The following is a 26,721-nucleotide window of genomic DNA, read 5'->3' as shown; positions in this document are numbered from 1 at the left end:
GGTCAGGCACCTTCCCGGCTTTCGAAATCGATGCGCGGGTCGACCAATACGTAGGTGATGTCGCTGATCAGCTTCAGCAACAGGCCCATCAGAGTGAATATGAACAGGGTACCAAATATCACCGGATAATCCCGGTTCAGGGCCGCTTCAAAGCCCAGTAGCCCAAGACCGTCGAGGGAGAAGATAACCTCGATCAGCAAGGATCCGGTGAAAAACAGCGACACCAGAACCCCGGGCAGACTGGCGATTACAATCAGCATGGCGTTGCGGAAAACGTGGCCGTAAAGCACCTGTTTTTCTTTCAGGCCTTTGGCGCGGGCCGTGACCACGTAGTGCTTGCCGATTTCATCCATAAACGAGTTTTTGGTCAGCAAGGTGAGCGTGGCAAAACCGCCAATCACATTGGCCGTCACCGGCAGCGCCAGGTGCCAAAAATAGTCGCCCACCTGCTGATACCAGGTCATTTCGTCGAAGTTGCTGGAGGTAAGCCCGCGCAGGGGGAACCAGTCATAGTAGCTGCCGCCGGCAAACAGCACAATCAGCAGTATGGCAAACAGGAAGCCAGGAATGGCGTAGCCGATCACAATCGCCGAACTGCTCCAGACGTCAAAGCGTGAACCGTCGCTGACTGCTTTGCGAATGCCCAGGGGAATAGAGATCAGGTAGATGATAAGGGTGGACCAGAGCCCGAGGGAAATGGACACCGGCATTTTGTCCAGAATCAGTTCCAGTACGCTTTTGTCACGGAAAAACGAGTCGCCGAAATCGAGAGTGGCGTAATCCTTGAGCATTTTGAAAAAGCGCTCGTGGGCGGGCTTGTCGAAGCCGTACATCACTTCGATTTCTTTTAGTAATTCGTCAGGAATACCACGGCTGCCGCGGCTATCGTTGCTGGTAACCACTTCGCCGCTGCTATCGCCGCCACCGGCGCGGGCCAGAGTGTTGCCACCGTGGCCCTGCATCTGAGAAATCATTTGTTCAATCGGACCGCCCGGGGCGGCTTGAACAATCGCGAAGTTGAGCAGCATAATGCCGATCAAGGTGGGAATGATCAGCGCCAGCCGACGAAGAATGTAAACGCCCATTTAGCGTTCGACCCACCAATCGTTGATGTCGATGCCGTTTTTGGCGGTGTGTCCGGGGTGTTTTAGATGTGACCAGTAGGCCACTCGATCACTGGCCAGATACCAGTGTGGCACCACGTAATAATCGTTTAATAGAACCCGGTCCAGGGCGCGGGTGCGGTACACCAGTTCTTCGCGGTCGGGTGCTTGAATTACCTGCTCGACCAGTGCATCCACCACCGGGCTATTCACGCCAACGTAATTGCGTGAGCCGTTCACATCCACACTGGAGGAATGCCAGTAGTCGCGCTGCTCGTTGCCGGGGGAGTCAGACTGGCCAAATACCTGGGTGGTCATGTCGTAGTCAAACGAACGCACCCGCTGCACGTACTGGTTGCTGTCTACCAGGCGCACGGTAACGTCTACCCCCAGGCGTGCCAGGTTGTTTTTGAACGGCAATACTACCCGCTCAAACGTTTTCTGAAACAACAGCACTTCAAAGGCCAGCGTTTCGCCTGTTTCGCTGTGCACCATCTTGCCGTTCTTGATGCTGTAGCCGGCGGCGCGCAGTTCTTCCAATGCGATCTTGAGGTTGGCACGTAAACCCTGCTGGCCGTCGGTCACCGGCGGCTGATAGGTTTGGTTGAACACCCGTGGCGGTAATGAATCGCGGTAGGGTTCCAGAATGTCCAGTTCGCGGCCCTCAGGCAAGCCGGAAGACGCCAGATCACTGTTGGCGAAATAGCTGTCGCTACGGGTGTACTGGTCATAAAACAGGTTTTGGTTGGCCCATTCAAAATCGAATGCGTAGGTCAGCGCTTTGCGCACTCTGGGATCACTGAAAATGGCCTTGCGAGTATTGAACACAAAGCCCTGCATGCCGGCTGGCCGCTGGTGGCCAATGGTTTCGGTGATAATTTCACCGCTTTCGAAGCGTTGTCCGGTGTAGGAGGTAGCCCAGTTTTTGGCGGAGGACTCCAGACGGAAATCAAAATTACCGGCTTTGAACGCCTCCAGGGCGACTGTGTCGTCGTTATAGTAGTCATAGCGGATCTGGTTGAAGTTGTAGCGGCCTTTGCGCACGCCCAAATCTTTCGCCCAGTAATCCTTCACCCGTTCATAGGTCACTGACCGCCCGGCATCGAATTCGGCAATCCGATAGGGGCCGCTTCCCAGTGGAGGCGTTAAACCGCTGTCGCCGAATTCGCGATCGGCCCAGTAGTGTGCCGGCAGTATCGGCAGCTGCCCCAGAATCATCGGTAATTCGCGGTTTTTAGTGGTGTCGAAATCAAATCGTATGCGCAGGGGGCTCTCTACAGTTACGTTGCTGACATCGGCGTAGTAGTTGCGGAAAAACGGATGGCCTTCGGTAACCAGCGTGTTAAAGGAAAATGCGACGTCTTCGGCGGTAATCTGTTCGCCGTCTTGAAAACGGGCTTCGGGGCGCAAGTTGAACACCACGTAGCTGCGGTCGGCGGGTGTTTCAATGGATTCGGCAATCAGGCCATAGGCCGAAAATGGCTCGTCGGCGGATGACTCCATCAGGGTGTCGTAAAGATAGCCACTGATGCCAGCCGCCGCCACTCCGCGCAAATGAAATGGGTTGAAGGTGTCAAAACCGTTGGCGACTACCGCAAGGCGCAAAGTGTCGCCTTTCGGCGCGCTGGGATTGACGTAGTCGAAATGGGAAAAATTCGGTGGGTACTTGGGATCACCATGCATGGCGATGCCGTGCTGGGGGGTGTTAAAAGGCATGGTATTTGAGGCCGGGGGCGCGTCGCTGTTTTGCGCCATCAAGGGCGTGGCGAGCATGGCCAAGCCGATGGTAGCGGCGCAAAGTAAGTGGTTAAAAGGCCGGGCCAATGATGTATGCGAGCGTTTTTTTATCATGGGTACCTTTTTTGTTTTAACCACTTTCATGGTTCCCTAATCAGGGGCTGTTACGAATGTCCACGTAGAGTACCAGACTTTGTCCAGGTTGCAGATAATGCTCGGTATTCAGGTCATTCCAACCAGCAATATCGCTGACGTTGACCGAAAAACGTCCGGCAATGGCCGCCAGGGAATCACCTTTGCGCACCCTGTAGCCGACTTTGCGCACCAGGGCTTTTATCCGCGCACTGGTACTTGAACCAGAGCTGGCGACGGTGGTTTTGGTGTTTTGCGACCAGATCACAAGCTTCTTTCCCGGGATCAGCGGATCGGCCGGCGCCATGCTGTTCCAGGCGGCCAGTTCACGCACTTTCACCCGGTGTTCGCGGGCGATATCCCAGAAGGTGTCCCCGGGCCGAACGTGGTAGCTGACTTTGTCGCCATCACGCGGCCGCGACTGTTTCTTTTCCAGACGCTGGGCGGCGCTTAGGGCATAGGTTTCGCTGTCGCCGGTTGCGGATGGGATCATCAGGCGCTGGCCGATACGAATTGTGTCGCCGTTGAGTTTATTAAGCTTGCGGATGACCGGTGCGGTGGTCTCAAAACGCTGGGCTATGGTGCTTAGGCTATCCCCGGAACGCACCCTGTAGTTGCGCCAGGACACACGTTGATTGACCGGGTAGGTTTTCAGTGCTTTGCGAAAGCGTTCCGCGCTGGCCACGGGCACCAACAGCCGGTGTGGGCCATCGGGGTTGGTGGCCCAGCGGTTAAAAGACGGGTTTAGCAGGTACATTTCGTCTATATCGGTCGCGGCCAGTTCGGCGGCTTTGGCCAGGTCTAGCTGCGAGCCGGTTTCAACCACGGCGAAGTAAGGCTCGTTGGCCAGTGCTGGCAAATCGATACCATAAGCTTGCGGATCGGCGAAGATTTTCGCCAGAGCCAGTAGCTTTGGTACGTAGTGGCGGGTTTCTTTCGGCAGCTTCAGCGACCAGAAATCCGTTGGTTTGTCAGCGTTTGTATTGCGGCGTATGGCGCTGGAAACCGTGCCGCCGCCGCTGTTGTACGCAGCCAGCGCAAGTGTGTAGTCGCCGTCAAAGCGTTTGCTCAGGCGTTCGAGGTAGGTTAGAGCAGCGTCGGTAGCAGCGACGACATCGCGGCGGTCATCGTGCCACCAGCTTTGGGTTAAGCCAAAGTATTTTCCGGTGGCCGGTACAAACTGCCAGAGCCCGGCGGCGCGGCCGTGGGAGTAGGCAAACGGGTCAAACGCACTTTCTACAATGGGCAGCAGGGCCAGTTCTGTGGGCAGGCCACGGCGCTCGGTCTCGCTGATGATGTAGTGAAAGTAGCGGCTGCCGCGCTCCATCACCCGTTCAATGTAGCGCGGGTGACTGGCAAACCAGGCCAGTTGCTGTTCCAGGCGCGGTTGGTCTACGTCATGATCCAGCGCAAAGCCGTCCCGCAGGCGTTGCCACAAATTGGTGTTCTCGGTCTTGATCCCGTTTTCAAGAGCGTTATCGGCTAGCGTTGCGGGCTGTTTAATATTGGCGGCGTTTAGCTTACTTCGGGCGGTTCTGGCCTGGGCTTTTAGCTCTGGCGCAATGGCGTCGTCTAGCGGGTCGTCCTGGCTGGCATCGGCTTGGCCTTTGATGACCGCCTGTTTGAGGTCGTCATCACCGCTGGCGACGGCTACGTGTGTGGAATCGAGAGGGTTGTCAGCGCTGCTGAGGGGGCGTTCACTGGCGCAACCGGCAATAAGAGCGGCGCTAAACAGGCAAGTTAATAATCGGTTGGGCGACATAAACACACGTTCCGGGATAATAGTTGGCCAAACCAGTGGCAAATTGTGCCCGGCGACTTTGGCTGCAAATAATAAAGGTGAAAGGATTTTATGGGTGTGGTTTACCAGTGGTCAAGAAACCGATTGTTACCGCTGCGAGAGGATCGCACAAACCAGGGGCAGATTTCAGGAACCAGGGACAGATTTCAGGAACTAGGGACAGATTTCAGGAACTAGGGACAGATTTCAAATCTGTCCCTATCTTGATCGGTTAGCCGCGAAAATGATCTTTACCGTGGCGAATCGCGGCAAAGACGTCGTCTGCGCTTTCCATCGGCAGTGTGTGCTCACTGGCATAACGTTTGGCAACATCAATTACCTCGGGATCGTCCCAGCGCAAAAAAAGGTTCAGGCGCTTCTCCTCAGCCAGGGTGGACGGCACCGTTGCCTTGTTATTCGCTCGTGCTTGCTGGCATCGCTGTTCAAACTCCACCAGGGCACTTGATTGCGGTAACCAGGTGCGGGCAAACCTGAGATTTGCCAGGGTGTACTCGTGGCCGCAGTAGACAGCCGTGTTGTCAGGCAGCTGACGCAGGCTTTCCAGGGATTGGCGCATCTGCGCCGGTGTGCCTTCAAAGAGCCGGCCACAACCTGAAACGAACAGAGTGTCGCCGGCGAACAGCAGCGGTCGCCCGGTTATGGCTGTGTCGTCGGTAAAAAAGGCGATATGGTCCAGGGTGTGGCCCGGGACCGACATGCTGGTGAAAGTAATGCCCTCCCATAACGCGGTGTCGCCAGGATGGATGGGGTTTGTGCTGCCTTTGAACGGGCTGTCGGCCGGACCAATTATCCGGCAGTCGGGATACGCTTCGCGCAGCGCTTTTACGCCGCCAACGTGATCAGGGTGGTGGTGGGTGATTAGAATGGCGGTGAGCGCCAGGCCCTGTTGCGCCAGGTGGTCCAGAACCGGTTGCGCCTGGCCCGGGTCCACGATCAGGGCGTTGTGCCGGTGCGGGTCAGCGATGCACCATATATAGTTGTCATTGAACGCCGGTATTGCAGAAATCGTCAACATAACCCACCCATGTGCTTAGCCAATGTGGCTGCTACTATAAAGCATTCATCGATTTACCCCAAAACTTGCAGGCCCGGGTGGCGTGCGCCGGCTTAGCTTTAGAGTTGAAAAGCGGGGTTAAAAAGCAGGGCTAACAGGAGCAGCAGTATAGTGAAACTCGAAGACGCTATTGATTACCAGGCGCGCCATGACAGCTTCGAGCACTGGTTCCAGACTCCGCTTGGCCGGGCTCTGCTGGCCGATCAGCGCCAGTACCTGGACCATAAGTTGGCCAGCCACACCGGCGCCCGTCAGTTGCAGGTCGGCGTCAGCCATCGCCTGCCGCTGGCAACCGGTACCGATTTTTTGCAACGAATTATTGTCGTGCCTCAATGGCATCCTGATATTCCCGGCGGGGTTGCGGTTTGCGACGCGGATGAACTGCCATTTTCCGGCGATTCGATGGATTTGGTTATTTTGCCCCACACGGCGGATTTTTCCCGTTACCCCCATCAGGTTCTGCGCGAATCTGCGAGGGTGTTGAGGGGGGAGGGCTGCATCGCCATTACCGGTTTTAATCCGTTTAGCGTTTGGGGCCTGCGCCGGCTTTTGTCCGGGCGCTTTGGCAGGCCGTCGGGCGGTCCTTGGGGCGGGCGTTTTATGCCGGCGGGGCGGATGGAAGACTGGTTGCGGTTATTGGGCTTTCAGATAGAACATTCGGTGACCCGTTTTTACGGTTTACCGTTACAGCGCTGCGCACGCAATCCGGTGCAGCGGCGGCCTAGCGGATTTATGCCGGGCGGCGCTTATTACTGTATCCTTGCGCGCAAACGGGAACTGGCCCGCACGCCTGGCCGACGTGCGTGGAGTAAAAGCAAGGTTATAGGCCTGGCGGGTAGTCGCCCCGTAGGAGTGGCACATACGAGTCATCAGAATCATCAGGAGAGTGAATGAGCGGTAACGTGATTATGTACACCGACGGCGCCTGCAAGGGCAACCCCGGGCGCGGCGGTTGGGGAGTTGTGCTGCGTTGGGGCGAGGTTTGCAAAACCTTGCACGGTGGCGAACAGCACACCACCAATAACCGCATGGAGCTGATGGCCGCGATTGAAGGGCTGAAAGCGCTGAAGCGTGATTGTGACGTAGAGTTGTATACCGACTCCCAGTACGTGCGCAAAGGCATTACCGAGTGGCTGGCCGGCTGGAAACGCAACGGCTGGAAAACCGCGGCTAAAAAGCCGGTTAAAAATGACGATCTGTGGAAAGCCCTGAATGAACAAAGCGAGCGCCACCGTGTAAACTGGCATTGGGTGAAAGGCCATGCCGGCGTGCCGGATAACGAATTGGCCGACCAGCTGGCTAACCAAGGCGTTGAAGAGTTGACGGGTTAACCGGTCAGCCTGAAAACAGTAAAGGGCAACTGCATGCGACAAATTGTATTGGATACCGAAACCACCGGTATTGACCCCAACGACGGCCATCGAATTATCGAGATTGGCTGCGTAGAGTTGGTTGAGCGGTCGTTAACCGGCCGTAACTACCATGTTTACGTGAACCCTGGCCGCGAAATAGAAGCCGAAGCCATCGCCATACACGGCATTACCAACGAGTTTCTGGTCGACAAGCCGCCATTTGCGGTTGTTGCTGACGAATTTTTCGAGTTTATCCGCGGTGCGGAGCTGGTGATTCACAACGCGGCATTTGACGTCGGCTTTATGGACGCCGAATTTGGCCGTCTTGACGGCGGCCGTAAAACCGCCGAACACTGTGGCATTGTTGATACCTTGGCCATTGCGCGCAAGCGCCATCCCGGCCAGAAAAACAACCTGAACGCCTTGTGCAAACGCTACGGGGTAGACAACAGCAATCGCGAATTGCACGGCGCTCTGCTGGATGCGGAAATTCTGGCCGATGTGTATTTGCTGTTAACCGGCGGCCAGACTGCGCTGTTGCTGGATGCCGGCTCGGGTGAGGGTGGCCAGGGCGATGGTATCCGCCGGGTGCAGGCCGCCCGCGAGGCGTTGCAGGTGATTCGTGCCAGTGCAGACGAAGACCTGGCCCATCGCGAGTTTATGGCGATGATGGAAAAAAAAGCGGGCTCGACCGTGTGGAGCCAGGTTCTGGGCGCCGAATGAGAACTGGGTCGGGAGCTGTGCCAGGAACTGCGTAGCAAACTGGGTAGAAAGAAATTACCTGACCCTGACGCCCTGGTTGAGTGGCGTTAAAATTGTGTTATAACTGACGGGAGTTACGTCATTTTTTGATGTAACCGGTCAAGTAGCGTGCGGTGTCACCGCAGGGTCAACAGGGAAGCGTGAGTTATGGTGTAATCGTCTCTGGCAACGAAATCGCAGTCCTTCGATCTCGTTAAAAGTGAAATCGAGCAAACCATCCGGCAGGCTGAAAACAACCTGGCATGCTTTCAGGAAAATCGGGAAAGTGACGAAGATCTGCAAAACTGCCTGGATTGTCTGAACCAGCTGCGGGGCATCTTTACATTGGTGGAACTGCGTGGCGGAACCTTGCTGTGCGAGGAGGCGGTAAGTACCTGCAATAATGTTCCAGTTGGTGCAAGAACCGACAAAAATATTCTATTAACCGCCCTCAACAAGGCCTTATTTGTTCTGCGCCGTTACGTGGAATACCATCAGCAGCAGCGCCAGGACCACCCCAATCTGCTGTTACCGGTGATTAACGAACTGCGCGAAGCGCGCAACGAAGCTGTTTACCCGGAATCCTGGCATTTCAAGCTCGACCTTGCGCAACGCCCGGACTTTTGCAAAGGCATGAAGCTGCGGCCTGTCGCCGGCGACACCAACGATGTCGACATTATGGCCCGGCGCATGCGCCTGACCTATCAAGTGGCGCTGCTGGGCATTCTGCACGAACGCAACGACGCAGTAACAAAGAAGCTCATCAGCCGCGCTGCTCGCGGTTTTGCGCGGCTGTGCAACGGTAAACCCCAGGGGCAACTGTGGTGCCTGGTGGAAATTGTTGCCGATACCATGCTCGACCGGGCCATGATGTTTTCCAAGGCTCGCAAGCGACTGTTTATGGCGATTGAAAAATACGCCCGCCAACGGGTTTACATGGGTGCTGATTCGGCCAATAAACCAATACCTGACGACTTGCTTACCGATCTGGTGTACCTGCTGCATTGCAGTGGCTCGGCCAATCCCGAAGTGGTGCAGGTACTCCAGGCTTTTCGCCTGGCGCCTGCAGAATTTTCGGACGCCATTCTGGAAGCCCATTCCCGCAAACTTTACGGCCCGGGCAGTGACGTGCTTAAGTCGTTGTCAGAAGCAATGCAGGATGAGCTGAACCAATTAAAAGACAAGCTGGACATTATTGAGCGTGGTATCGAACCAGACCTGGCTGAACTGGGATTGATTGCCGTAATCCTGGAGAAGTTGGCCAACACGCTGCTGATGTTGGATTTGAAGCGTCTGGCTGCAACCGCGAACCAGGAAGCCGTTAAGTTGCGCAAGCTGGAGCAGGAATCGCGTCTGCCAGATGAAGCCGAGCTGCACAGCCTCGCGGATTCTGTACTGGGCATCGAAGACGTGGTGTTGCAGATTGCCAATCGTGGCATTAACAACGAAGCAGATCTGGCAAGCGTTAACCCGTCTGACAGCCGCGAAGAATCATTGTGCCTGCGCGAAGCCGTGTGGGTGGTGGCGGATGAAGCCCGTAACGCGCTGACCCTGGCAAAACGAGCGATTACAGCGTTCATTGAATCGGATTACGATAAATTGCACCTGGCTAACGTGCCGGCCACCCTGCATACCATTTGGGGTGGATTGGTAATGATTAACGACCCGGATGCCGCGGAAGTTCTGCAGCGTATTGGTGATGCAATTCAGCACCGGCTTTTGGATGACACTGAGCCTCCGTCTGAACAGGTGCTGGAAGCCATGGCAGATGCTTTGACATCCCTCGAATACTACATTGGCAATATTGGCAAACACGAGCCCGAAAACGCCGACCTGTTGCGCCTGGCGAAAACGTCTTTGGACGACGTTCGCCTTTAGACGCGGACAGACTCAGCCCATGTTAAACAGGTCGCCGAGTTTGGTAGCCAGCATCATGTCGCCTTCGGCGCGCAGTTGGCCAGCCATGAATGCCTGCATGCCGTCGGTTTCACCAGAAACCACGTCTTCCAGGGTTTCGGAGTTCATGATCAAGGTAACGGAAGGGTCGTCGTGGGCGCCATGGTGCAGCTTGCAGGTGCCGTCGTTAATCACCAGGTGATAGGTTTTGTCGTCCTCGATATCGAACTGAAAAACTAGGTCCAGACCTTGCGCGGCTTCGGCGTTAAAACTCTGTTCCAGCTTTTCAAAGATTTGTTCTACGGACATAAATTGACCCTTTAAATGGTTGTGATGACGGCGACACAGCCCGACTCAATTCCTGACTTTATGGCCGGTAGCGACAGCTGTCAAGTGCATTCAAACGATTGTTTTAATTTATGCCCGGGTTATCACCCGATGAGCTCTGGGTTACACTTGCTTGCTTATCTGAACCTACGGGAGAAACCCTTTGGAATTCCTTGCAGACTATGGTCTTTTCCTTGCTAAAGCCGTCACCTTGGTGCTGGCTGTGGTGGTGATTATTACCCTGATTATCTCCGCTGCCCAGCGGGAGAAAAGCAGTGAACACGAAGACGGTGAACTGCGCATCCGCAAACTCAATGATAACTACCGTAAATTGCGTGAGGGCATCGAAGCGCGATTGATGACAGACCCCGAGCGCAAAGCGTTTGCCAAGTTGCGCAAAAAAGAAGACAAAGCCGAGCGCAAAGCCGAAAAGGTAAAAGCCAAAGCGAAAGGCGCCAAGAGTGACACCGCTGAGACTGCCGACGAAGCAGCCAAAACGCGAGTGTTTGTGTTGGATTTTGATGGTGACATAAAGGCCAGCGACACCGAAGGCCTGCGCCGCGCGATTACCGCCGTGCTCAGTGTGGCGAAGCCGGAGCAAGACGAGGTGGTGGTGCGCCTGGAAAGCGGTGGCGGCATGGTGCATTCCTACGGCCTGGCGGCAGCACAGCTAGACCGCATCCGCGCCAAAGGCCTGAATTTGACCGTGTGTGTAGACAAAGTAGCCGCCAGCGGTGGCTATATGATGGCCTGCGTAGCAGACCGCATTGTGGCGTCGCCGTTTGCGATTCTGGGTTCCATCGGCGTGGTGGCGCAATTGCCCAACGTGCACCGGTTGCTGAAAAAGAACAACGTAGACTTTGAAGTATTGACGGCGGGTGAGCACAAACGCACATTGACCATGTTTGGTGAAAACACCGATAAGGGCCGTCAGAAATTTCTGGCAGACCTTGAAGACATCCACCAGCTGTTCAAAGATTACGTAGGTGAGCGCCGGCCGCAGTTAGACATGGCAGCGGTTGCCAACGGTGACATCTGGTTTGGCCGCCGTGCGTTAGACGTAAAGCTGATTGACGCTATACAAACCTCAGACGAGTATTTGCTGGAAGCGGCAGATCGCGCAGAGGTGGTTTCGGTGTCGTATCAACGCAAACGCACACTACCAGAGAAGCTTGGGCTGGCAGCCAGTTCGGCCGTGGAGAACACAGTTTGGCGTTTGCTGAGTGTGTTCCGTAACCAGAATTTGCACTAAAAAGGCTCTTTAGATAGTACTTTTTAGTTAGATAGTACTTTTTAGTGCCCCAAACCAGGAGTCGTCAAATGAGTGAATCCCAGAGCAACCCGCAGCAAAACGGACAGACTTACCAGGCCTGGCAGGTCAGCGAGCAGGATGGCGGTTATCGCGGTAGCGAAATGACCCTGAGTACAGCCGATTTGCCGGCTGGCGACGTGCTGATACGGGTCAGCCACTCGTCACTTAACTACAAAGACGCGCTGTCTGCCTCCGGCAATAAAGGCGTTACTCGACAGTTCCCCCACACACCCGGCATAGATGCTGCTGGTGAAGTGGTTGAGTTAGCCGCTGGTGCGCCTGCGGGTGTACTGGGTGTAGGCAGCCAGGTGCTGGTGACCGGTTACGATTTGGGCATGAACACCGCTGGCGGATTTGGCGAATACATTCGCGTGCCTGCAGCCTGGTGTATTGCCATGCCAGAGGGGTGGGCGGCGAAAACCGCAATGACCTATGGCACCGCCGGCCTTACAGCCGGTCTGTGCGTGCACAAGCTGCTAACCATGGGCGCTGCACCAGAGCAGGGCAAAGTGGCTGTTTCTGGCGCCAGCGGTGCGGTAGGCAGCGTGGCGGTGGAAATTCTATCGGTTCTGGGTTTTGACGTAGTAGCCATCAGCGGCAAAGCCGAACAGGAAGACACGCTACGTACCCTGGGTGCGGCTGAAATTGTGGGCCGTGAGGCACTGGAGGCGCAAAAAAAGCCGATGTTAAAACCGGCGTTTGCCAACGCAGTAGACTCCGTAGGTGGCGCGCCGCTGGCAGAGCTGCTGAAGCAGGTACAGCCCGGCGGATCTGTTAGCTGTTGCGGTCTGGTTGCGGGCATTGAGTTGCCTACCACCGTGCTGCCGTTCATATTGCGCGGCGTGAACCTGTTGGGTGTCGACTCGGTAGAAATTCCGCTGGCGGATAAACAAGCCATTTGGGACAAACTGGCCGGCCCTTGGGGCTGTCCGCAAACGGAAAAGTCGGCCAGGGTCATCGGCCGCAGTGGCCTTGCCAGCGCCTTGGAAGCATTTTTGGCGGGCAAGTCCAGCGGCAAGATTGTGCTGCAGCACGGGTTGAATTAACCCGAAAATTGGCAGATTACGCAATTCGTGCTTAACTAAGGGCAATTGTTTTCAATTAAGCACGAGGAAGCGGGTATGAGTAAATCTGTACGCAGTGATAGCCAAGTAGACGCCATTGCGGCCGTTGTGTTGATAGCACTTGCGGTCGTTTTAGCGGTGATTTGGGTTTCTGGCCAATAAGACGGGTGCTGGGTCTCAGCGCTCAGGCGTTGGCCAGCACCACATTCACCAGAAGTACCAAGCCGCCAATCAACAAGGTGGTAAACAATATCCCGCCAACAATGTAGGCCCACGGGCTGGGGTTGGCAAAATCTTCCTGATGGCGCTTGCTGGATTGAACACCCAGAGCGCCCGCCAGAATACTCTGCATCACTTTCCATAAACTCGGCCGTGGCAGCGCTTTGCTGCCGGGCTGAGTGTTTTCATTATTGTCTTTTGTGGTCATAGCCAGTCTCCGCTGTTTACATCAGAGCGTTATTCCGCTGGATCGTATGCCAAGCTGGGTTGTAACCAGCGTTCGGCTTCGGCTTTGGTTTGGCCGGTACGGTCAGCATAGTCTTCAACTTGGTCTACGCCAATGCGGCCGACGGCAAAGTATTTGGACTGCGGGTGCGAAAAGTACCAGCCAGAGACCGCAGCGGCCGGGAACATGGCGAAGTGCTCGGTCAGGGTGATACCGGTTTTGGCGGTTGCGTCCAGCAGGGTAAACAGCGTGGCCTTTTCAATGTGGTCGGGGCAAGCGGGATAACCGGGTGCCGGGCGAATACCCTGATAGCGCTCTTTGATCAGCGCGGCAGTGTCCATGCTCTCGTCACTGGCGTAGCCCCAGAATTCAGTGCGTACGCGTTCGTGCAGACGTTCGGCGAAGGCTTCGGCCAGGCGATCTGCCAGAGATTTCACCATAATGGCGTTGTAGTCATCGTTCGCATCTCTGTACTCGTTAGACATTTCTTCAGCGCCGATACCGGTGGTGACCGCGAAGCCACCTACGTAATCAGGGTGTTCATAGCCTTTCGGAGCCACGAAATCTGACAACGCCATCATCGGCTTTCCGGGTGCTTTTTCATCTTGCTGGCGCAGGTGGTGCAACACGGCGAGCTCTTCAGTGCGACTTTCATCGGTGTACACAACAACGTCATCGCCACGGCGGTTAGCCGGCCAGAAACCGGCTATGCCACAAGCGGTGACACGCTTTTCATCAATCATTTTGTGAAGAATAACCTGGGCTTCGTCGAACAGGGTTTTAGCGACCGCACCGCGCTTAGGGTCGTCAAAAATCTGCGGGTATTTGCCCGACATATCCCAAGAAATGAAGAACGGTGTCCAATCAATGTAAGGCACCAGTTCGTTCAGGTCATACTCTTCAAACACGCGCGCGCCCAAAAAAGCCGGCTTGGGCGGCACGTAGTCGTCAAAATCGATTTCGGGTGCTCGATCACGAGCTTCCTTCAACGACACCAGTTTGGTGCGCTCGCTCCGACTTTTTCGGCGTTCGCGGATGTCGTTGTACTCCGCCCGGGCCGCTTTTACCAGGTCAGGTTTAGCGGTTTTATTCAGCAGTTTTGAGGCCACGTTAACGCAGCGCGAGGCGTCTGACACGTAAAGGGCGATGTCGTTTTTATAGTGTGGCTCAATTTTCACTGCGGTGTGGGCTTTGGAGGTGGTGGCGCCGCCGATCATCAGTGGCAGGTGAAAATCCAGACGCTGCATCTCCCGCGCCACGTGCACCATTTCATCCAATGACGGGGTGATAAGCCCGCTTAAGCCAATAATGTCCACATTGTGTTCTATCGCCGCGGCCAGAATTTTGTCGCAGGGCACCATTACGCCCATGTCGATCACTTCGTAGTTGTTGCACTGGAGTACCACGCCCACAATGTTTTTGCCGATGTCGTGTACATCGCCTTTTACCGTGGCCATCAGGATTTTGCCCTTGGCCTGCTGGCCTCCGGATTTTTCCGCTTCAATAAATGGAATCAGGTGGGCTACCGCCTGCTTCATAACCCGGGCGCTTTTGACTACCTGAGGCAGGAACATCTTGCCGTCGCCAAACAGATCGCCAACAACGTTCATGCCGTCCATCAACGGGCCTTCAATGACGTGAATGGGGCGATCGGCTTCTTGCCGGCAAGCTTCAGTGTCCTCAATAATGTGACTGGTAATGCCTTTTACCAAGGCGTGTTCCAGGCGTTTTTTGACCGGCAAATCACGCCAGGCCAGATCTTCTTCCGGGGTTTTTACGCCCTGACCTTTGAAACGCTCGGCAAGTGCCAGCAGGCGGTCGGTAGAATCTTCGCGGCGATTCAGCACCACATCTTCTACGGCTTCTTTTAGTTCCGCTTCAATGTCGTCGTAAATCACCAGCTGGCCGGGGTTGACGATGCCCATATTCAGGCCGGCTTTGATGGCGTGGTACAAAAATACCGAGTGGATGGTCTCGCGCACCACGTCGTTGCCGCGGAACGAGAAAGACACGTTACTGACACCGCCGGAAATCGAGGCGTGGGGCAGGTTGGCGCGAATCCAGCGGCAGGCGTTGATGAAATCCACCGCGTAGTTGTTGTGTTCTTCAATGCCGGTGGCAATGGCAAAAATGTTCGGGTCAAAAATGATGTCGCCGGGTTTAAAACCGATGCTGATGAGTGCGTCGTAAGAACGTTTGCAGATGTCGGTTTTACGCTTGAAGGTGTCAGCCTGGCCTTGTTCGTCAAACGCCATAACCACCACGGCGGCGCCGTAACGCATGCAGTCCCGGGCGCGCTTGAGGAATTCTTCCTCGCCTTCTTTCAGGCTGATGGAGTTCACCACCGCCTTGCCCTGAATACAGCGCAAACCGGCTTCGATGACGTCCCACTTGGAGGAGTCAATCATGATGGGTACGCGGCAGATGTCGGGTTCTGAAGCCACCAGGTTCAAAAAAGTGACCATCACCTCTTTGGACTCCAGCATGCCTTCGTCCATGTTGATATCAATAATTTGCGCGCCATTCTCAACCTGGTCCCGGGCCACGCTCAGAGCTTCTTCGTAGCGTTCTTCTTTAATCAGGCGCAAAAAGCGCTTGGAACCGGTGACGTTGGTGCGCTCGCCCACGTTGATAAACAGGGTGTGTTTATCACCGGTAAACGGCTCCAGGCCCGACAGGCGCAGTGCGGGTTTTGGCTGCGCGATTTTCCGTGGCGGGTATTTGGCGACGGCGTTGGCAATGGCTTCAATATGGTCCGGTCGTGAGCCACAGCAACCGCCGATGATGTTAAGAAAACCGTCGCGGGCAAAGCCTTCAATGATCTCGGCCATTTCCTCCGGGGTCTGGTCGTACTCCCCGAATTCGTTGGGCAGACCGGCGTTGGGGTGGGCGCTGACGTAGGTATCGGCTTTAGCGGACAGTTCTTCTACGTAAGGCCGCAGGGCGTCAGCGCCCAGGGCGCAGTTCAGGCCCACCGAGATGGGCTTGGCGTGGGCGATGGAGTTCCAGAAAGCCTCGGTGGTCTGGCCCGAAAGAGTGCGGCCAGAGGCATCGGTAATGGTGCCGGAAATCATTATGGGCAGCTCGATACCGCTGTCTTCAAAATACTGCTGGGTGGCGTAGATGGCCGCTTTGGCGTTCAGGGTGTCGAAAATGGTTTCGATCAGAATCAGGTCGCAGCCGCCTTCAACCAGGCCTTCCACCGCTTCGTAGTAGTTATCCACCAAGCCCTGGAAGTCCACGTTGCGATAGCCCGGGTTGTTCACCTGGGGTGAAAGCGAGGCGGTGCGAGACGTGGGACCAACGGCACCGGCCACGAAACGCGGTTTTGCGGGGTTTTTGGCGGTAAACTCGTCGGCGATATCTCGCGCCAGCCGTGCGGCAGCCACGTTCAGTTCCTTGGCGATGTCTTCCAGACCATAATCCGCTTGCGACAGACGCGAAGAATTAAAAGTGTTGGTTTCAATAATGTCTGCGCCCGCATCCATGTAATCTGCGTGAATATTGCGCATAAGCGCGGGCTGGGTCAGGTTCAGCAGGTCGTTGTTGCCCTGCAGATCGCTTGCGTAATTGGCGAATCGCTCACCCCGAAACGCCGCTTCGTCCAGCTTCAGTTGCTGGATCATGGTGCCCATGCCGCCGTCTAGAATCACAATGCGTTCTTTCAGGGCTTGGTGCAGTTGGTTCAGGCGGGTGGTGCGATCAGTCATGGGTTTCTCTTTCATAGATTGTTGTAAAACAGGCACGGGCGTTGCTGGCTGCTGAGCGCTGTGAAAATGGCGCTAAGGCGTTTCTGTTAATATTCGGCGGCAGATGATAGCAAATTCGGCGCTTTTGGCGTAGTTCATACGCTGGATAATCCACACTGGAGCAATAGCGGAAAGTAATTATACCCCATAAAGACCAACCATTTTGGTTGGTCTTTCATGTTGCCGCCATCTGCCGTAAAATGGGATGAAATTCTAAAGCGAGTTCAAACTATGTCCGTGGTAACTGTGACCGATCCCGCGCGGGACTATCTTGCGGAACTGATTGCAAAGCAGGATGTGAAAGGTATGGGTGTGCGTATTTTCGTCACCCAGCCCGGCACCAAAAATGCCGAAACCTGCCTTGCTTACTGCCCGCCAAATGAAATTGTGCCGACGGACGAGCAGTTCGATCTGGACAAGTTCACCTTGTATCTGGACCACGCGTCTGTGCCATTTCTGGAAGAAGCCTATGTGGATTATTCCAAAGACCAGATGGGCGGACAGCTGACAATCAAGGCACCGAACGCCAAAGTGGCCAACGTCGATGAAAACGCGCCCCTGCCAGACCGGGTGAATTACATTCTTGCGTCGGAAATCAATCCTGGCCTCGCGTCCCACGGCGGTGAAGTGTCGCTGGTTGAAATTGTCGACGACTCCATTGTGGTATTGCGATTTGGTGGTGGCTGTCAGGGCTGTTCCGCGGTCAGCCTTACGCTGAAGCAGGGCGTTGAAACCACGCTAAAAGAGCGGGTACCGGAAGTAACCGCCGTGCGCGACGTGACCGATCACACCGTGACTGAAAACGCCTATTATCAATAACATCCCGCTCAACATAGGGGACAGATTTAAAATCTGTCCCCGGTCCTAGCCTCACAAACAATTAGTAGGCCTTGGCAAACCCGCAACGCGGCAGGCGCTTTTGGCCGGAGTACCGGAAAACAGCTGCATTAGGTAAATACTGTTGCCTTTGTCTTCACCCAGAACTTCCTTCACCGCTTTTACAAACAGCCGGTTTGACGGCGGTGACATGGCGTGCTGCTGATAAAAATTCCGCAAAAACCGCACAACTTCCCAGTGGGCCGGCGACAGCTCCAGACCGTTATCGGCGGCGATGCGCTCGGCGACCTGTGGCGTCCAGCTGTGGGCATCTTCCAGAAAACCTTCGTTATTGCGTAACGGCATGTTGCTTGCGTTGATCATCGATATCACCAGCTTATGATCCGTGTGGCCAGGGCGCTTAACTGCACCATCTGCTCGTAGCTAATCTGTGGTTTAACGCCCGCCACTTCCGTGCTTGCATCCGCTGTAGCAGTCAAACCGCGGGCGCGGGCGTCGGCGGCCAGCATGAACACCGGGCAGGGCGCTGCAGTAGTCACTTCAGACGCGCTTAACACCGCGTTTTCAATCAGCAGCACCGTGTCTGCAGCGGCCAGCGTTGCAAGGCACTGTGCTGCCCTGGGGTGCTCCGCTGTCTTGTTCAGTATGTGCAGGGTGTGAATCTGGACGGGTAAGTCTGCAACAGACTGGCTCATAAGGTGGTCCAATGGTTGTAAATGTTCAGCCGGCGAAAGTGACATTTTCGAAACCCGTCATGAACGCCTGGTCAGGTGTTATCAGGGTTATGCCAGCAATCACAGCGTCATCGGCCAGCCCATAGCGTTGACAAGCCCGGGTGTCGGCATACAGAGCTTCAACACCAAAAATAGCAGCCGCTCCCAGATTTTGGGCCACAGACTTCTGGCCCAGGCCATCGGGTTGCTGCCCCGCGCGCAGCCAGTTCACACCGGCGCCGCTGAACAACAAGGCACAGCTTTGGTCAAAGGCGGCCAGGGAAAACGCCATATCCAGACCTTCGCGACCGCTCCAGCTGCCATAGGGTGCCTGGTCAATCACAATCAACGTCGTCATGGTCAGGCCCCACTGTGAAAATAAAGAACTTTGCTGCAAGCGCTGGCTTCCACCCACTCGCCCAGCCCGGCAATTTCGAACGGCGCCAGAATGTTGTGCGCAGGTAACTCATAGCGTTGTTGCTCGCCGCTGTCGACCAGGCCGCGGCGCAGGGCCGAAGCCACACAGGCCACGGCTGGAATGCCATGCTCTGCCAAGAATTCCGACCATAGCCGGGGCCAATGGGGCTCATCAGAAGGCGGGCATGCCAGCGCCGAGGCGATGTGAACGCCATCGCCGTAGAGAAAGACACGATCAATCTGGTGACCTGCGGCAACGGCCGCACGGGCGAAGTCCAGCGCGGTTTGAGGGGCCTGGGATGAGTAGGGGGCACCGGTTATGACCAGTGTGTAGGTTTGCAGAAAAATGTCAGCCATGGTTTCGAATCTTGTCTGATAACAAAAACCCCGGCAAATGCCGGGGCTTCGGGTTACGTTAAAACCAGATTAAATCAGTCGTTACCACCGAATGCGCCCAGCAGGTGCAGCAAGGCCAGGAACAGGTTATAGATGTTCAGGTACAGCCCTGTGGTTGCCATGATGTAGTTGGTTTCACCACCGTTAACGATACGGCTTGTGTCGTACAGGATGAAGCCTGACATCAGTAGCACGATAGCAGCGCTAAGGGCAAGGCTGAAGGCTGTTATCTCAACACCAAACATGCTGGCGACTATGCCACCTACCATCGCGACAAGTACCACAACCAAGCCCGCAACCAACATGCCGCGCATGAAGCTGAAGTCTTTTTTGGTGGTCAGAACGTAGCCAGAAAGCGCAAAGAACACCAGCGCGGTTCCGCCAAGAGCTTGGGTGACAATCTGCCCGCCATTCGAGAACTGGAGGTAGTACAGCAGAGTCGGGCCCAGTGAAAGACCCAGCAGACCGGTGAATGCGAACACCACGGCAATACCGGCAGAGCTGTTGGCTGTACGTGGCAATACAAACCACACCAGAGCAATAGCGCCAAGCATGCACATCAGGCTTGCGCCCTGGCCCAGGCCAATCGACATGGCAACAGCCGCCATAACAGCACTGAACGCCAGCGTCATTGCCAGTAACGTGTAAGTGTTGCGCAGCACTTTCGTCGCCGAAGCACTGATGGGTGCGGTAGCGGATCCGCGGGCAATCTTGCCGCTAGAACTCTGTGGAACGTTGTACTGTCTGTTTTCCATTGTCATCTCCGATTAATATTTCTGGGTGCCATCTGAACCATCTGAGTTCCATTCAAGCCAGCTAGATGCCCTTTTAAGTGGGGCAATCACTGTAGCTCATAGTAATGTCGATTTCACAACTTTCAATCATTAAACGGTTAATTTTGTCGGGTTTTTCGGTAACTACTGTGACAATTGCAAGTTTGAAAAATTTCATTAAGTTGACGTAACTCTTGTTGCACTATTTGACGTAACTCTTGTTGCACTATGTTGTAGCTATGGTTTACCTCTGTGGTGGCTCTGGTTTAACTGTGGGGCTGACTCTTTGCAGTTTCTAACCCTGAATTTTGTGCAGGGCGTTGACAGAGATAAGAATTCCGGTATCATTCCCCCGGCTGTCGCTAGGCAGTAACGGAAGAATATGGTGGGTTGGCAGAGTGGCTTAATGCAGCGGTCTTGAAAACCGCCGAGGATTAATAGTCCTCCCGGGGTTCGAATCCCTGACCCACCGCCATTTTTTCTTTGAATACAGTTAGTTAGAGGGGCTTCTCTTAACTGCTGATAGGTCGCTAAAGTTCTTGTATATCCTCTATAATATACAGTTGTATATTATCCTTCCGATTTTTTCCGATTCCAGGCCTTAATAGTCACGGCTTTCTTTGCCCTCAAATAACCATCTGTTGTGCGCTTGTCATCGTGCAGAAGGTTTGCTGTGGCATCGCCGCCCGCAGCATCTACGTCAGTTGCGTGTTTAGCTCTCAAGTCGTGCTCGGTAAACCGCTCAACCAGATCTGTGCTTTCAAGCGCACGGATCATCACTGCTCGCCAACGATTCTGAAACGCGCTGTCACTCATCGGTTTGCCACTGCGGTCACAGACGATCGTCAACCCTTGTTTTTGATTGCAGGCCTTCAGTGCAGTTACTGCCATTTTTAGCTCTGGCGTCCACGGTATGAAGCCCTTGCGCCCAGTTTTTCTACTTTTGAAACGTATGCCGTCATCCCGCAGGGAACTCAGCAGCATGGCCAGCATATCGCCCTGGCGCAAACCAGTCATCATTTTCACGTCTACCCAGGCCAAAATAAACGGCGTTGAAACAGACAGGAATTCGTCGAGCTCCCAGTCTTCTACGTATCTGTCTCGCGCAATGGCTTTGTGCTTTTCGACGCCCTTAACTGGGTTGCGATCAACAACCCCCCACTGCATGGCTTTGCGAAAAATGTGCGAGAGCAGCGCGATTTCGTGATTGGCCTGAGTTTTGGACGAGTCTCCACGTTTATCCAGATACTGTTGACAGTGCATGGTTGAAAGCTCGCTGGGGTGCATTTCGCCAAACACGCTCCGCAATTTCTTCAACTCTTTTGTATTGTCCTTCTGAGTGCGAGGTGCCTTTGAGGGGATCACCTCTGCAGCGTATCGATTAAACAGCTTGCTCATACCGGATTCTGCAGACAAATTGCCAACCAGTTCTGCATACTTTTTTAGCGCCTCTTTCTTGTCAGTGCTCAGAGTGATCCACGTCTTCCTTCCTGGAACGTAGTTGCGCAGATGTGCGGGTGTTTTGAATCTCCATTTGCCGTTCTTCCAATGTACATACGTTGGCATGTCCTGATTACGGGATCGTGGCTTTGGGCTCATGAAACCTTCCTTAACGCATTAAAATTCGGCCCGGTTTCGATGCCGTGATGAGTTATATCCGACAAAACGCGTTCAACGTGAACCGTTGAAATCACCAGTTCATCAATGCCGTTTTCGATATATACAATCCCAAGGGCTTCCAGAACTTGCTTTTGTTGAGTCCGCCGGTGCCTTCCGGTTAGCCTCACTACTTCGTTATTGGTCAAGAACATGACAATCTCCCGTGATTACTAGATCGGATCTATCTGGACGTTTGGAAACGCCTCACCGGAGGCGGCAACGACCGAGCCTTTAAACTACTGTAAGACTTTTTTTGTAGGTGCAAGCACCGAACGACCGCATAAAACTGCCGCCGTTCTGCAGGGGAGTGCAAAACTTAGTTATTGGGAGCACGCAGGCATAGTGGTGTGAACTCACACGCGGTAGGAACCAGCAATGCGCGACACAGCACTTGAAACTCACGTATCAATAATCCTTAGCAACCTGCTCGCAGGCCACGGTAATCATATTTCAGTGGATAAATTTAAAATTATCCTGGAAATTTTTACTGAAGCTATTGTTCAGATGGATCATTTGGATGACTGCGCTCCAGGTAACGCACATTTGGTCAACGCCAGAAATGTCATCACTGAGTTTTATGAGTACCAAGACTGCAATATCACCTCAGTCGCTATTGAGATGTTCAATGACCGGTTGGTAGGGAATCTCAGGAACGACAAGCTCGGACTGCTAAGCCACTCTCAGTACCAGCCCAAAAAACTGATTCATTACGCCATTGAGGTTATGAGCTGGGGGTTGGTCGTCGGAATTGTCCTTATTTCGGAAAATACAGTGCTCCACTAGCGTCGAGGAGGATGCTTGAAAATAGATGCGGCTATCGCAACACGGTCGTCGCTTTACGGGTGTTTGTCTCATAGTTGTAAGGTGCTAGCGGCAAAATTACGGTCGCATTATGCAGGGGCGCGTTAAAACATCCCGCACCTTTCATCGAGAACGAGCTAGGTGATCCGTAGCTTTTTCTCTCAATAAACGACAGGTAGTCGGCAGCCATGTCCGAAGCGGGCATGCGTCGCAACATCGACGCGATCTTGTTTGCAGAGTTCTGTCGAGGCGTATCTCCATTACACACTGTCGCTGCAACCTTGCCGGCTTGAGCGTCTTGCGTCACCGCGCTGATCTCTGGGTGCATGCCTCCGTTGAGTAATTTGCGCCCGATGCTTGCCGCCATGCCGTAGTAGTTGGCAGCCATCCAATACTTCTTTCGATCTAGGGCAAACGACCCCTGCACAGAATAAACCATAAAGCTTTCTTTGGAGGCACTTCCATGACCGGCCATTAGGTTTTCGTAGAGGTGTTCGGGGTGAAGGTACCTAACGTGCAGACTGCTTTCGTCGGTAACGACGGGCAGGCGAAACTGGTAGTTATCGAAGATGGTCTGAACCCGGTCATCCAGGGCGAAAGCCAGGAGAAGTTGTGCGGTCTGATCGCCGTCGTTGGATGCGCGATCCATAATGTCCGCAGCTCGTGTTCGGTCGAAGTCCCAAGCTGATGCGGAACCAATGCCGGTAATGGCGACTAGGAGGCCGAAGAAAATTTGTTTTGCAGTCATAGCGGATACCTTTGCCGTATCTTTGAAAAAGCAGAAGCTTTGATCTGGTAAATTCTTGCTCTGGTTACTCCAATATCTCGAGATATCTGGTCTGCCGTTGAGGTCAGCTCTTCCTCGTTTAACCCATAGAGCCGTCGTATGACGAATCGCTCACGCTCGGTGAGCAGGCTGATTACTGAACAAACCTCCTTCGCTCGATTGACAGCCATAAACTGTTGATCGGGGTTTGCCATTAGACCAACTAGAGCTTTCTCGTCTCCGTTTAAGAGGAGTTTGGCTTCACTGTGCGTGTCCAGTGTGAGCGATGTAAGTTTAGCGCTTTCATATTCGCGCTCAGACGTCTTCTTTAGCTCATACTGGATCCACCGGTATGCAAAGGTCATGAACTCTGCCTTGCCCGGGTCGTCGTACATCTCCGCGGCCTTTATCAGCGCAAAGAATGCGTACGACACCCACTCTTCATCTCCCCCAGTTCTTTGCCGTTGCTGGTTGGCCAGCTTAAAGGCCAGTCGCTGGTATTTGTTCACGAGCTTGTTAACGGCATCGCGCCACCGATTGTAAGGCTCGCTGATGGCGTCGCGCTCGGACGCAGGCCAACACGCGAATAGCGTATGGGCCAGACCCGGAGACAACTGGTATTTACTGATCACGCCTTGGAGTAGCTCGCCCTGATCATCGGCGGCCCGGTCAATGGCAATCTCAAGTGCAGACATCGCCTTACTTCTCTGATTATTATTCCAGGACATGAATTGTCTGAATGCACGACGAGCTTGCGTGGGGCTGTGAGGTGCCATCCGTTTTAGCGCGGCACTCCAGATGTCTGGCCGTTTTCCAGCAGCCCGAAATAGACTCGTCAGCGAAAAGCCAATGTCCCTAGCTATCTGGTGTTCCATAGGCTGCCCGCCCGATGGATCAATGGGTGCCACCTCTTCACAGTTTGGTTTGTTTGCGGGCGCTAACTGAGTTACTCGATGATCTGAAACTTTTATATCCACTGATGCCTCCAACAAATTTAGTGTTAGCTAGAGATTCTCATGGGGCATCGAAACTGCAAGTGCGGGCTAACCAGCCGTTAGTATCGGCGGTGATTGCGGGAGCGAGCACTCTGGATTGCTTCTATTATCAGCTCAGACTCACTCATGTCATGAAATGTTTTCTCTTTGAAAATGTCACAGTCTTTCTCGCAAGCCGAGCCGAATAGATTGAGCTCCGCATTCAACCCTTCATTCATCATCTCAATCACTTCTGACTCGTTTCTCGCGTCAAAAGGGATTTTGATGGTGAACCTCTCGCCACAATAGACAGCAGACTCATATCTCACTACTGATCCGCAAGAAAGGGCTGACTTGTAGCGATCTACCACTGCGGTGCCGCCTGCAACATTGCCCTTCATCATAGATATCTCTCCACGCCGCGCCTGGCCTACCTGATGGTTGTTCGTGGCGGTATCCAACGTCATCGGCTGAGCTGAGATGAGTAACGCGTTCTTATAAAGAATAAACTGAGAAGTCAGTCCGCCAACTGATAGGCGCACGGGCAGGGGATGGGCCAAATCATACTGCAAGGTTCTATCCACCCGACCGCTCTTTTCAAGATCCACCCGGGCAACATTGCGATGAACCTTTAGAGGCCCCTCATCCAACACCTGGCTGCCTTGCGGTGCCAGTACACTCACTAGGTGATAATAGGTGTTCCACCAGGATTGATTGACTGTCACATCGACATAGATGTTGCCGCTTATAGAGCCAGTATCAACAGCGCGAGCGTCGTAGGATCTCAGAACAAAGGCATACCCTGCGTTTAACTGATTTCGCGGGCCAACAAGAAATTCATCAAGCACTCGACGGTAATTGCCAACGGTTCTCTGCGCCATGTCCAAGGAATGCGTTTCGTCGATTCGCTGTTCCCACGTCTTGATTTCTTTCGGGGCGATGCGCGACAAATTCTGATCTGTGAGATTCACCGATAGGCGAACATGCACACCGTCGAAAGTCTCATACTCTTCCAGCACCTCGAAGTCATCAATGCGTCCAGCGGTAACCGATGTAGACATCGAGTTAAACGAGTCGCCGGTCTTTGTTGAAACAGAAAAGACATGACTACCAAGGGCCTCAACCAGGGCGTCGCCCAGGGCCAGCTCGATGGCTGCGTCACGATTGGCCGCAGTCGCCCCGACAGTAACCTGCGTGCTCGCAGTTGCCGCCTGAGCAGTCATCGCAGCTAAAGCAAAGGTAAGGGTTCGAAATATAGTGCTCATACATTACTCCAGATTTTTCCAGCCAAGCACATAGCTCTCTGCTACGGCGGTGTTTCCTTCCCACCAGATTCGCTCAGCAATAACTTCCGATCGCACGGTGCCTGAAGATGTTGTGTAGCTCCAATTAGAGCGGCTACCAGATTGGACGGTTGCTGACTTTGCATTCAGACCGTGAATCTGTTCTGTTGCTGACACCTTGGCATCGTGCCGGGCACGTTCCCGAGCTGTGCGCTCAACCGAGATGGCGGACATGCCTGACTGTCGATCTGACGATGATTTCCCAACGACAAACGCATAAACGGTGCCGTCCACATCTCCCTGGCGGGACTCCTTCGCAAGTTTGTACGCTTCCAACTTCCGCATAATTGCCTGCTCGTGACTCCGCTTAACTTCCTCTCTGGCATCCTTCAGAACGTCGATTGGAACGCTCATCCGGACATAAACAGTAATGGATCCTTCGTCCCTATAAACCACATACTCCGACTGCGTGCTGTGGAGTAGGGCAGATGAGGTGGAACCCGTGTAACGCTCACTAGAAACCGATCGCTGAGAGATCCCGTCGGAATCAGACTTCCCTGACTCCCGTATCCGTTGGCTGGTCACGACTGTTCCGCCCACCGCCCGGATGTACTGAGCCTGGGCGTCACTTCTTGCCCGACGCTTTGCCTCCGGCTCAATGGATGCCTGGCCAATACCAACAAAGACCTGATGGGACGCCGCGGCGTCAACAAACTGGGTTTTTGTCGTCCAGGCTGGCAGCCCACTGCGATCCTGAGCTACCGGGCCTGACGCACAACCAGTTACCGCAAGAACGATTGTGGCGATCGCCAGCGAGCGCAGGGCGAACATCACTCCACCTCCAGAGCGCTCACGATTTCGTTTTCCTGAACGTCAAAGGTGCTCTCAGGGACGGACGCACGAACAAAGGCCTGGAAGAATGTTTTGCCCTTTGCCTTATCTCCCCACTGCTCGAAGCGCCAATCGACCGGCTTCATCTTGCTTAGGGCGTGAACTGAAACCTGGGTTGTGACACGTTCCAGCTTCTGCATAGGATCTTGGATGTTGCTCTGAAGACTTCCGCCTTCCTCCATTCGCGTGACAACATCCTCAACCTCGGTGGTTGCGTAATTGGCAACCTGCCGGCGAGCATCATCCATGGCCGCATCACGCGCACCTTTCTGAGTGCTGTGTCGGTTACTCATTCCAACGAATCGAACAACCTCCTCGCTGGCATCTTCCTGAATCTCACCTGTCAGCGTCCACATGGGGCGCTCTTCTTCAGAGTCGGAAGTCCAGATCAACGTATCCGCCACCTGGGGCGGCTTGTAAGTAGAAGAACAACCGGCACCGAGTGCGCCAACGGCCAGGGTGATTGCAATCAATGTCATTTTGTTGAGTTTCATATTG

At 54.3% G+C, this 26,721-nt stretch carries 28 protein-coding genes and 1 tRNA gene; 10 read left to right on the top strand and 19 right to left on the bottom strand.

Going from position 1 to position 26,721, the window contains the following annotated elements; translation table 11 throughout:
* Positions 1-2: 2 nt before the first annotated feature.
* Both ATI45_RS05950 and ATI45_RS05945 read right to left on the bottom strand, forming a co-directional pair.
* Complete coding sequence (locus tag ATI45_RS05950; protein ID WP_098418681.1) at positions 3-1,085, bottom strand: microcin C ABC transporter permease YejB; 1,083 nt, start codon at positions 1,083-1,085, stop codon at positions 3-5.
* Positions 1,086-2,819 carry an extracellular solute-binding protein gene (locus ATI45_RS05945; protein ID WP_228735943.1) on the bottom strand — a complete coding sequence of 578 codons (1,734 nt, stop codon included), beginning with the start codon at positions 2,817-2,819 and terminating at the stop codon, positions 1,086-1,088.
* Here ATI45_RS05945 and ATI45_RS22615 point away from each other — a divergent pair.
* Complete coding sequence (locus ATI45_RS22615; RefSeq protein ID WP_228706222.1) at positions 2,818-2,994, top strand: hypothetical protein; 177 nt, start codon at positions 2,818-2,820, stop codon at positions 2,992-2,994. The two genes, ATI45_RS05945 and ATI45_RS22615, sit on opposite strands and share 2 nt — an antisense overlap.
* Here the strand turns inward: ATI45_RS22615 and ATI45_RS05940 are convergent, their stop codons facing one another.
* Together ATI45_RS05940 and gloB are read right to left on the bottom strand one after the other, a co-directional pair.
* Positions 2,995-4,734 carry a lytic transglycosylase gene (locus ATI45_RS05940; protein ID WP_098418680.1) on the bottom strand — a complete coding sequence of 580 codons (1,740 nt, stop codon included), beginning with the start codon at positions 4,732-4,734 and terminating at the stop codon, positions 2,995-2,997.
* A gap of 250 nt (positions 4,735-4,984) precedes the next feature.
* The gene (gene gloB, locus ATI45_RS05935) at positions 4,985-5,788 is read right to left on the bottom strand and encodes a hydroxyacylglutathione hydrolase (protein ID WP_098418679.1); all 804 of its coding nucleotides are present in this window, start codon (positions 5,786-5,788) and stop codon (positions 4,985-4,987) included.
* Positions 5,789-5,938: 150 nt separating this feature from the next.
* On the opposite strand from gloB, the gene ATI45_RS05930 reads away from it, so the two are divergent.
* The 4 genes from ATI45_RS05930 (at position 5,939) to ATI45_RS05915 (ending at position 9,798) form a co-directional block, all read left to right on the top strand.
* Positions 5,939-6,721 carry a class I SAM-dependent methyltransferase gene (locus tag ATI45_RS05930; RefSeq protein WP_098418678.1) on the top strand — a complete coding sequence of 261 codons (783 nt, stop codon included), beginning with the start codon at positions 5,939-5,941 and terminating at the stop codon, positions 6,719-6,721.
* Positions 6,718-7,158: a ribonuclease HI gene (gene rnhA, locus ATI45_RS05925; RefSeq protein ID WP_098418677.1), complete on the top strand. Its 441-nt coding sequence runs from the start codon at positions 6,718-6,720 to the stop codon at positions 7,156-7,158. The genes ATI45_RS05930 and rnhA overlap by 4 nt, the downstream gene beginning before the upstream one ends.
* Before the next feature lie 33 nt (positions 7,159-7,191).
* Positions 7,192-7,902, top strand: coding sequence for a DNA polymerase III subunit epsilon (gene dnaQ, locus ATI45_RS05920; RefSeq protein WP_098418676.1), 711 nt, complete (start codon positions 7,192-7,194; stop codon positions 7,900-7,902).
* Between the two features lie 201 nt (positions 7,903-8,103).
* Positions 8,104-9,798, top strand: coding sequence for a chemotaxis protein (locus ATI45_RS05915; protein WP_323807666.1), 1,695 nt, complete (start codon positions 8,104-8,106; stop codon positions 9,796-9,798).
* Positions 9,799-9,810: 12 nt separating this feature from the next.
* Here the strand turns inward: ATI45_RS05915 and ATI45_RS05910 are convergent, their stop codons facing one another.
* A complete protein-coding gene (locus tag ATI45_RS05910; RefSeq protein ID WP_098418675.1) occupies positions 9,811-10,125 on the bottom strand; it encodes an SCP2 sterol-binding domain-containing protein in 315 nt (104 codons plus the stop codon).
* 181 nt (positions 10,126-10,306) lie between these two features.
* On the opposite strand from ATI45_RS05910, the gene sohB reads away from it, so the two are divergent.
* Positions 10,307-11,395 carry a protease SohB gene (sohB, locus tag ATI45_RS05905; protein WP_098418674.1) on the top strand — a complete coding sequence of 363 codons (1,089 nt, stop codon included), beginning with the start codon at positions 10,307-10,309 and terminating at the stop codon, positions 11,393-11,395.
* A 68-nt stretch (positions 11,396-11,463) separates the two neighbouring features.
* Positions 11,464-12,501 carry a YhdH/YhfP family quinone oxidoreductase gene (locus ATI45_RS05900; protein ID WP_098418673.1) on the top strand — a complete coding sequence of 346 codons (1,038 nt, stop codon included), beginning with the start codon at positions 11,464-11,466 and terminating at the stop codon, positions 12,499-12,501.
* Between the two features lie 202 nt (positions 12,502-12,703).
* Here ATI45_RS05900 and ATI45_RS05895 read toward each other — a convergent pair whose 3' ends face one another.
* Both ATI45_RS05895 and metH read right to left on the bottom strand, forming a co-directional pair.
* Positions 12,704-12,946, bottom strand: a complete 243-nt coding sequence (locus ATI45_RS05895; RefSeq protein ID WP_098418672.1) for a DUF2970 domain-containing protein — start codon at positions 12,944-12,946, stop codon at positions 12,704-12,706.
* A gap of 29 nt (positions 12,947-12,975) precedes the next feature.
* Positions 12,976-16,674, bottom strand: a complete 3,699-nt coding sequence (gene metH, locus ATI45_RS05890; protein ID WP_098418671.1) for a methionine synthase — start codon at positions 16,672-16,674, stop codon at positions 12,976-12,978.
* Positions 16,675-16,944: 270 nt separating this feature from the next.
* On the opposite strand from metH, the gene nfuA reads away from it, so the two are divergent.
* Positions 16,945-17,532, top strand: a complete 588-nt coding sequence (gene nfuA, locus ATI45_RS05885) for a Fe-S biogenesis protein NfuA (RefSeq protein ID WP_098418670.1) — start codon at positions 16,945-16,947, stop codon at positions 17,530-17,532.
* A gap of 51 nt (positions 17,533-17,583) precedes the next feature.
* On the opposite strand, the gene ATI45_RS05880 is transcribed toward nfuA, so the two are convergent.
* The 5 genes from ATI45_RS05880 to ATI45_RS05860 all read right to left on the bottom strand — a co-directional run bounded on the left by ATI45_RS05880 (position 17,584) and on the right by ATI45_RS05860 (position 19,831).
* Positions 17,584-17,913: a TusE/DsrC/DsvC family sulfur relay protein gene (locus ATI45_RS05880; RefSeq protein ID WP_098418669.1), complete on the bottom strand. Its 330-nt coding sequence runs from the start codon at positions 17,911-17,913 to the stop codon at positions 17,584-17,586.
* A gap of 5 nt (positions 17,914-17,918) precedes the next feature.
* Positions 17,919-18,245 (bottom strand): DsrH/TusB family sulfur relay protein, encoded by a 327-nt coding sequence (locus tag ATI45_RS05875; RefSeq protein ID WP_228706220.1) that lies wholly within the window; start codon positions 18,243-18,245, stop codon positions 17,919-17,921.
* A 25-nt stretch (positions 18,246-18,270) separates the two neighbouring features.
* Complete coding sequence (locus ATI45_RS05870) at positions 18,271-18,621, bottom strand: DsrE family protein (RefSeq protein ID WP_098418668.1); 351 nt, start codon at positions 18,619-18,621, stop codon at positions 18,271-18,273.
* A 2-nt stretch (positions 18,622-18,623) separates the two neighbouring features.
* Positions 18,624-19,037 carry a sulfurtransferase complex subunit TusD gene (gene tusD / locus ATI45_RS05865; protein WP_098418667.1) on the bottom strand — a complete coding sequence of 138 codons (414 nt, stop codon included), beginning with the start codon at positions 19,035-19,037 and terminating at the stop codon, positions 18,624-18,626.
* Positions 19,038-19,111: 74 nt separating this feature from the next.
* Positions 19,112-19,831: a Bax inhibitor-1/YccA family protein gene (locus ATI45_RS05860; RefSeq protein WP_098418666.1), complete on the bottom strand. Its 720-nt coding sequence runs from the start codon at positions 19,829-19,831 to the stop codon at positions 19,112-19,114.
* Positions 19,832-20,233: 402 nt separating this feature from the next.
* Here ATI45_RS05860 and ATI45_RS05855 point away from each other — a divergent pair.
* Positions 20,234-20,324 (top strand) — tRNA-Ser (locus ATI45_RS05855).
* Between the two features lie 95 nt (positions 20,325-20,419).
* Here ATI45_RS05855 and ATI45_RS05850 read toward each other — a convergent pair.
* Complete coding sequence (locus ATI45_RS05850) at positions 20,420-21,448, bottom strand: tyrosine-type recombinase/integrase (RefSeq protein WP_098418665.1); 1,029 nt, start codon at positions 21,446-21,448, stop codon at positions 20,420-20,422.
* Positions 21,445-21,660 carry a DUF4224 domain-containing protein gene (locus ATI45_RS05845; protein WP_098418664.1) on the bottom strand — a complete coding sequence of 72 codons (216 nt, stop codon included), beginning with the start codon at positions 21,658-21,660 and terminating at the stop codon, positions 21,445-21,447. Before ATI45_RS05845 ends, ATI45_RS05850 begins: the two co-directional genes overlap by 4 nt.
* Positions 21,661-21,883: 223 nt before the next feature.
* Between ATI45_RS05845 and ATI45_RS05840 the strand changes: the two genes are divergently transcribed.
* Positions 21,884-22,291, top strand: coding sequence for a hypothetical protein (locus tag ATI45_RS05840; RefSeq protein WP_098418663.1), 408 nt, complete (start codon positions 21,884-21,886; stop codon positions 22,289-22,291).
* A gap of 31 nt (positions 22,292-22,322) precedes the next feature.
* On the opposite strand, the gene ATI45_RS05835 is transcribed toward ATI45_RS05840, so the two are convergent.
* From ATI45_RS05835 to ATI45_RS05815, 5 genes are all read right to left on the bottom strand, one after another.
* Entirely contained in the window at positions 22,323-23,057 is a 735-nt protein-coding gene (locus ATI45_RS05835) for a hypothetical protein (RefSeq protein ID WP_098418662.1), read from the bottom strand.
* Entirely contained in the window at positions 23,054-23,770 is a 717-nt protein-coding gene (locus ATI45_RS05830; RefSeq protein WP_179888230.1) for a sigma-70 family RNA polymerase sigma factor, read from the bottom strand. The genes ATI45_RS05835 and ATI45_RS05830 overlap by 4 nt, the downstream gene beginning before the upstream one ends.
* 359 nt (positions 23,771-24,129) lie before the next feature.
* Positions 24,130-25,314, bottom strand: a complete 1,185-nt coding sequence (locus ATI45_RS05825) for a hypothetical protein (RefSeq protein ID WP_098418660.1) — start codon at positions 25,312-25,314, stop codon at positions 24,130-24,132.
* 3 nt (positions 25,315-25,317) lie between these two features.
* A complete protein-coding gene (locus ATI45_RS05820; protein ID WP_143751136.1) occupies positions 25,318-26,166 on the bottom strand; it encodes a hypothetical protein in 849 nt (282 codons plus the stop codon).
* On the bottom strand, positions 26,163-26,717 hold the full coding sequence (locus ATI45_RS05815) for a hypothetical protein (protein ID WP_098418658.1): 555 nt from the start codon (positions 26,715-26,717) through the stop codon (positions 26,163-26,165). The genes ATI45_RS05820 and ATI45_RS05815 overlap by 4 nt, the downstream gene beginning before the upstream one ends.
* Positions 26,718-26,721 lie beyond the last annotated feature (4 nt).

The organism is Marinobacter sp. LV10MA510-1, from assembly GCF_002563885.1.
Classification (GTDB): Bacteria; Pseudomonadota; Gammaproteobacteria; order Pseudomonadales; family Oleiphilaceae; genus Marinobacter.
The sequence above is the reverse complement of the archived record's forward strand: the minus strand, read 5'-3'. Positions and strand labels throughout refer to the sequence as shown.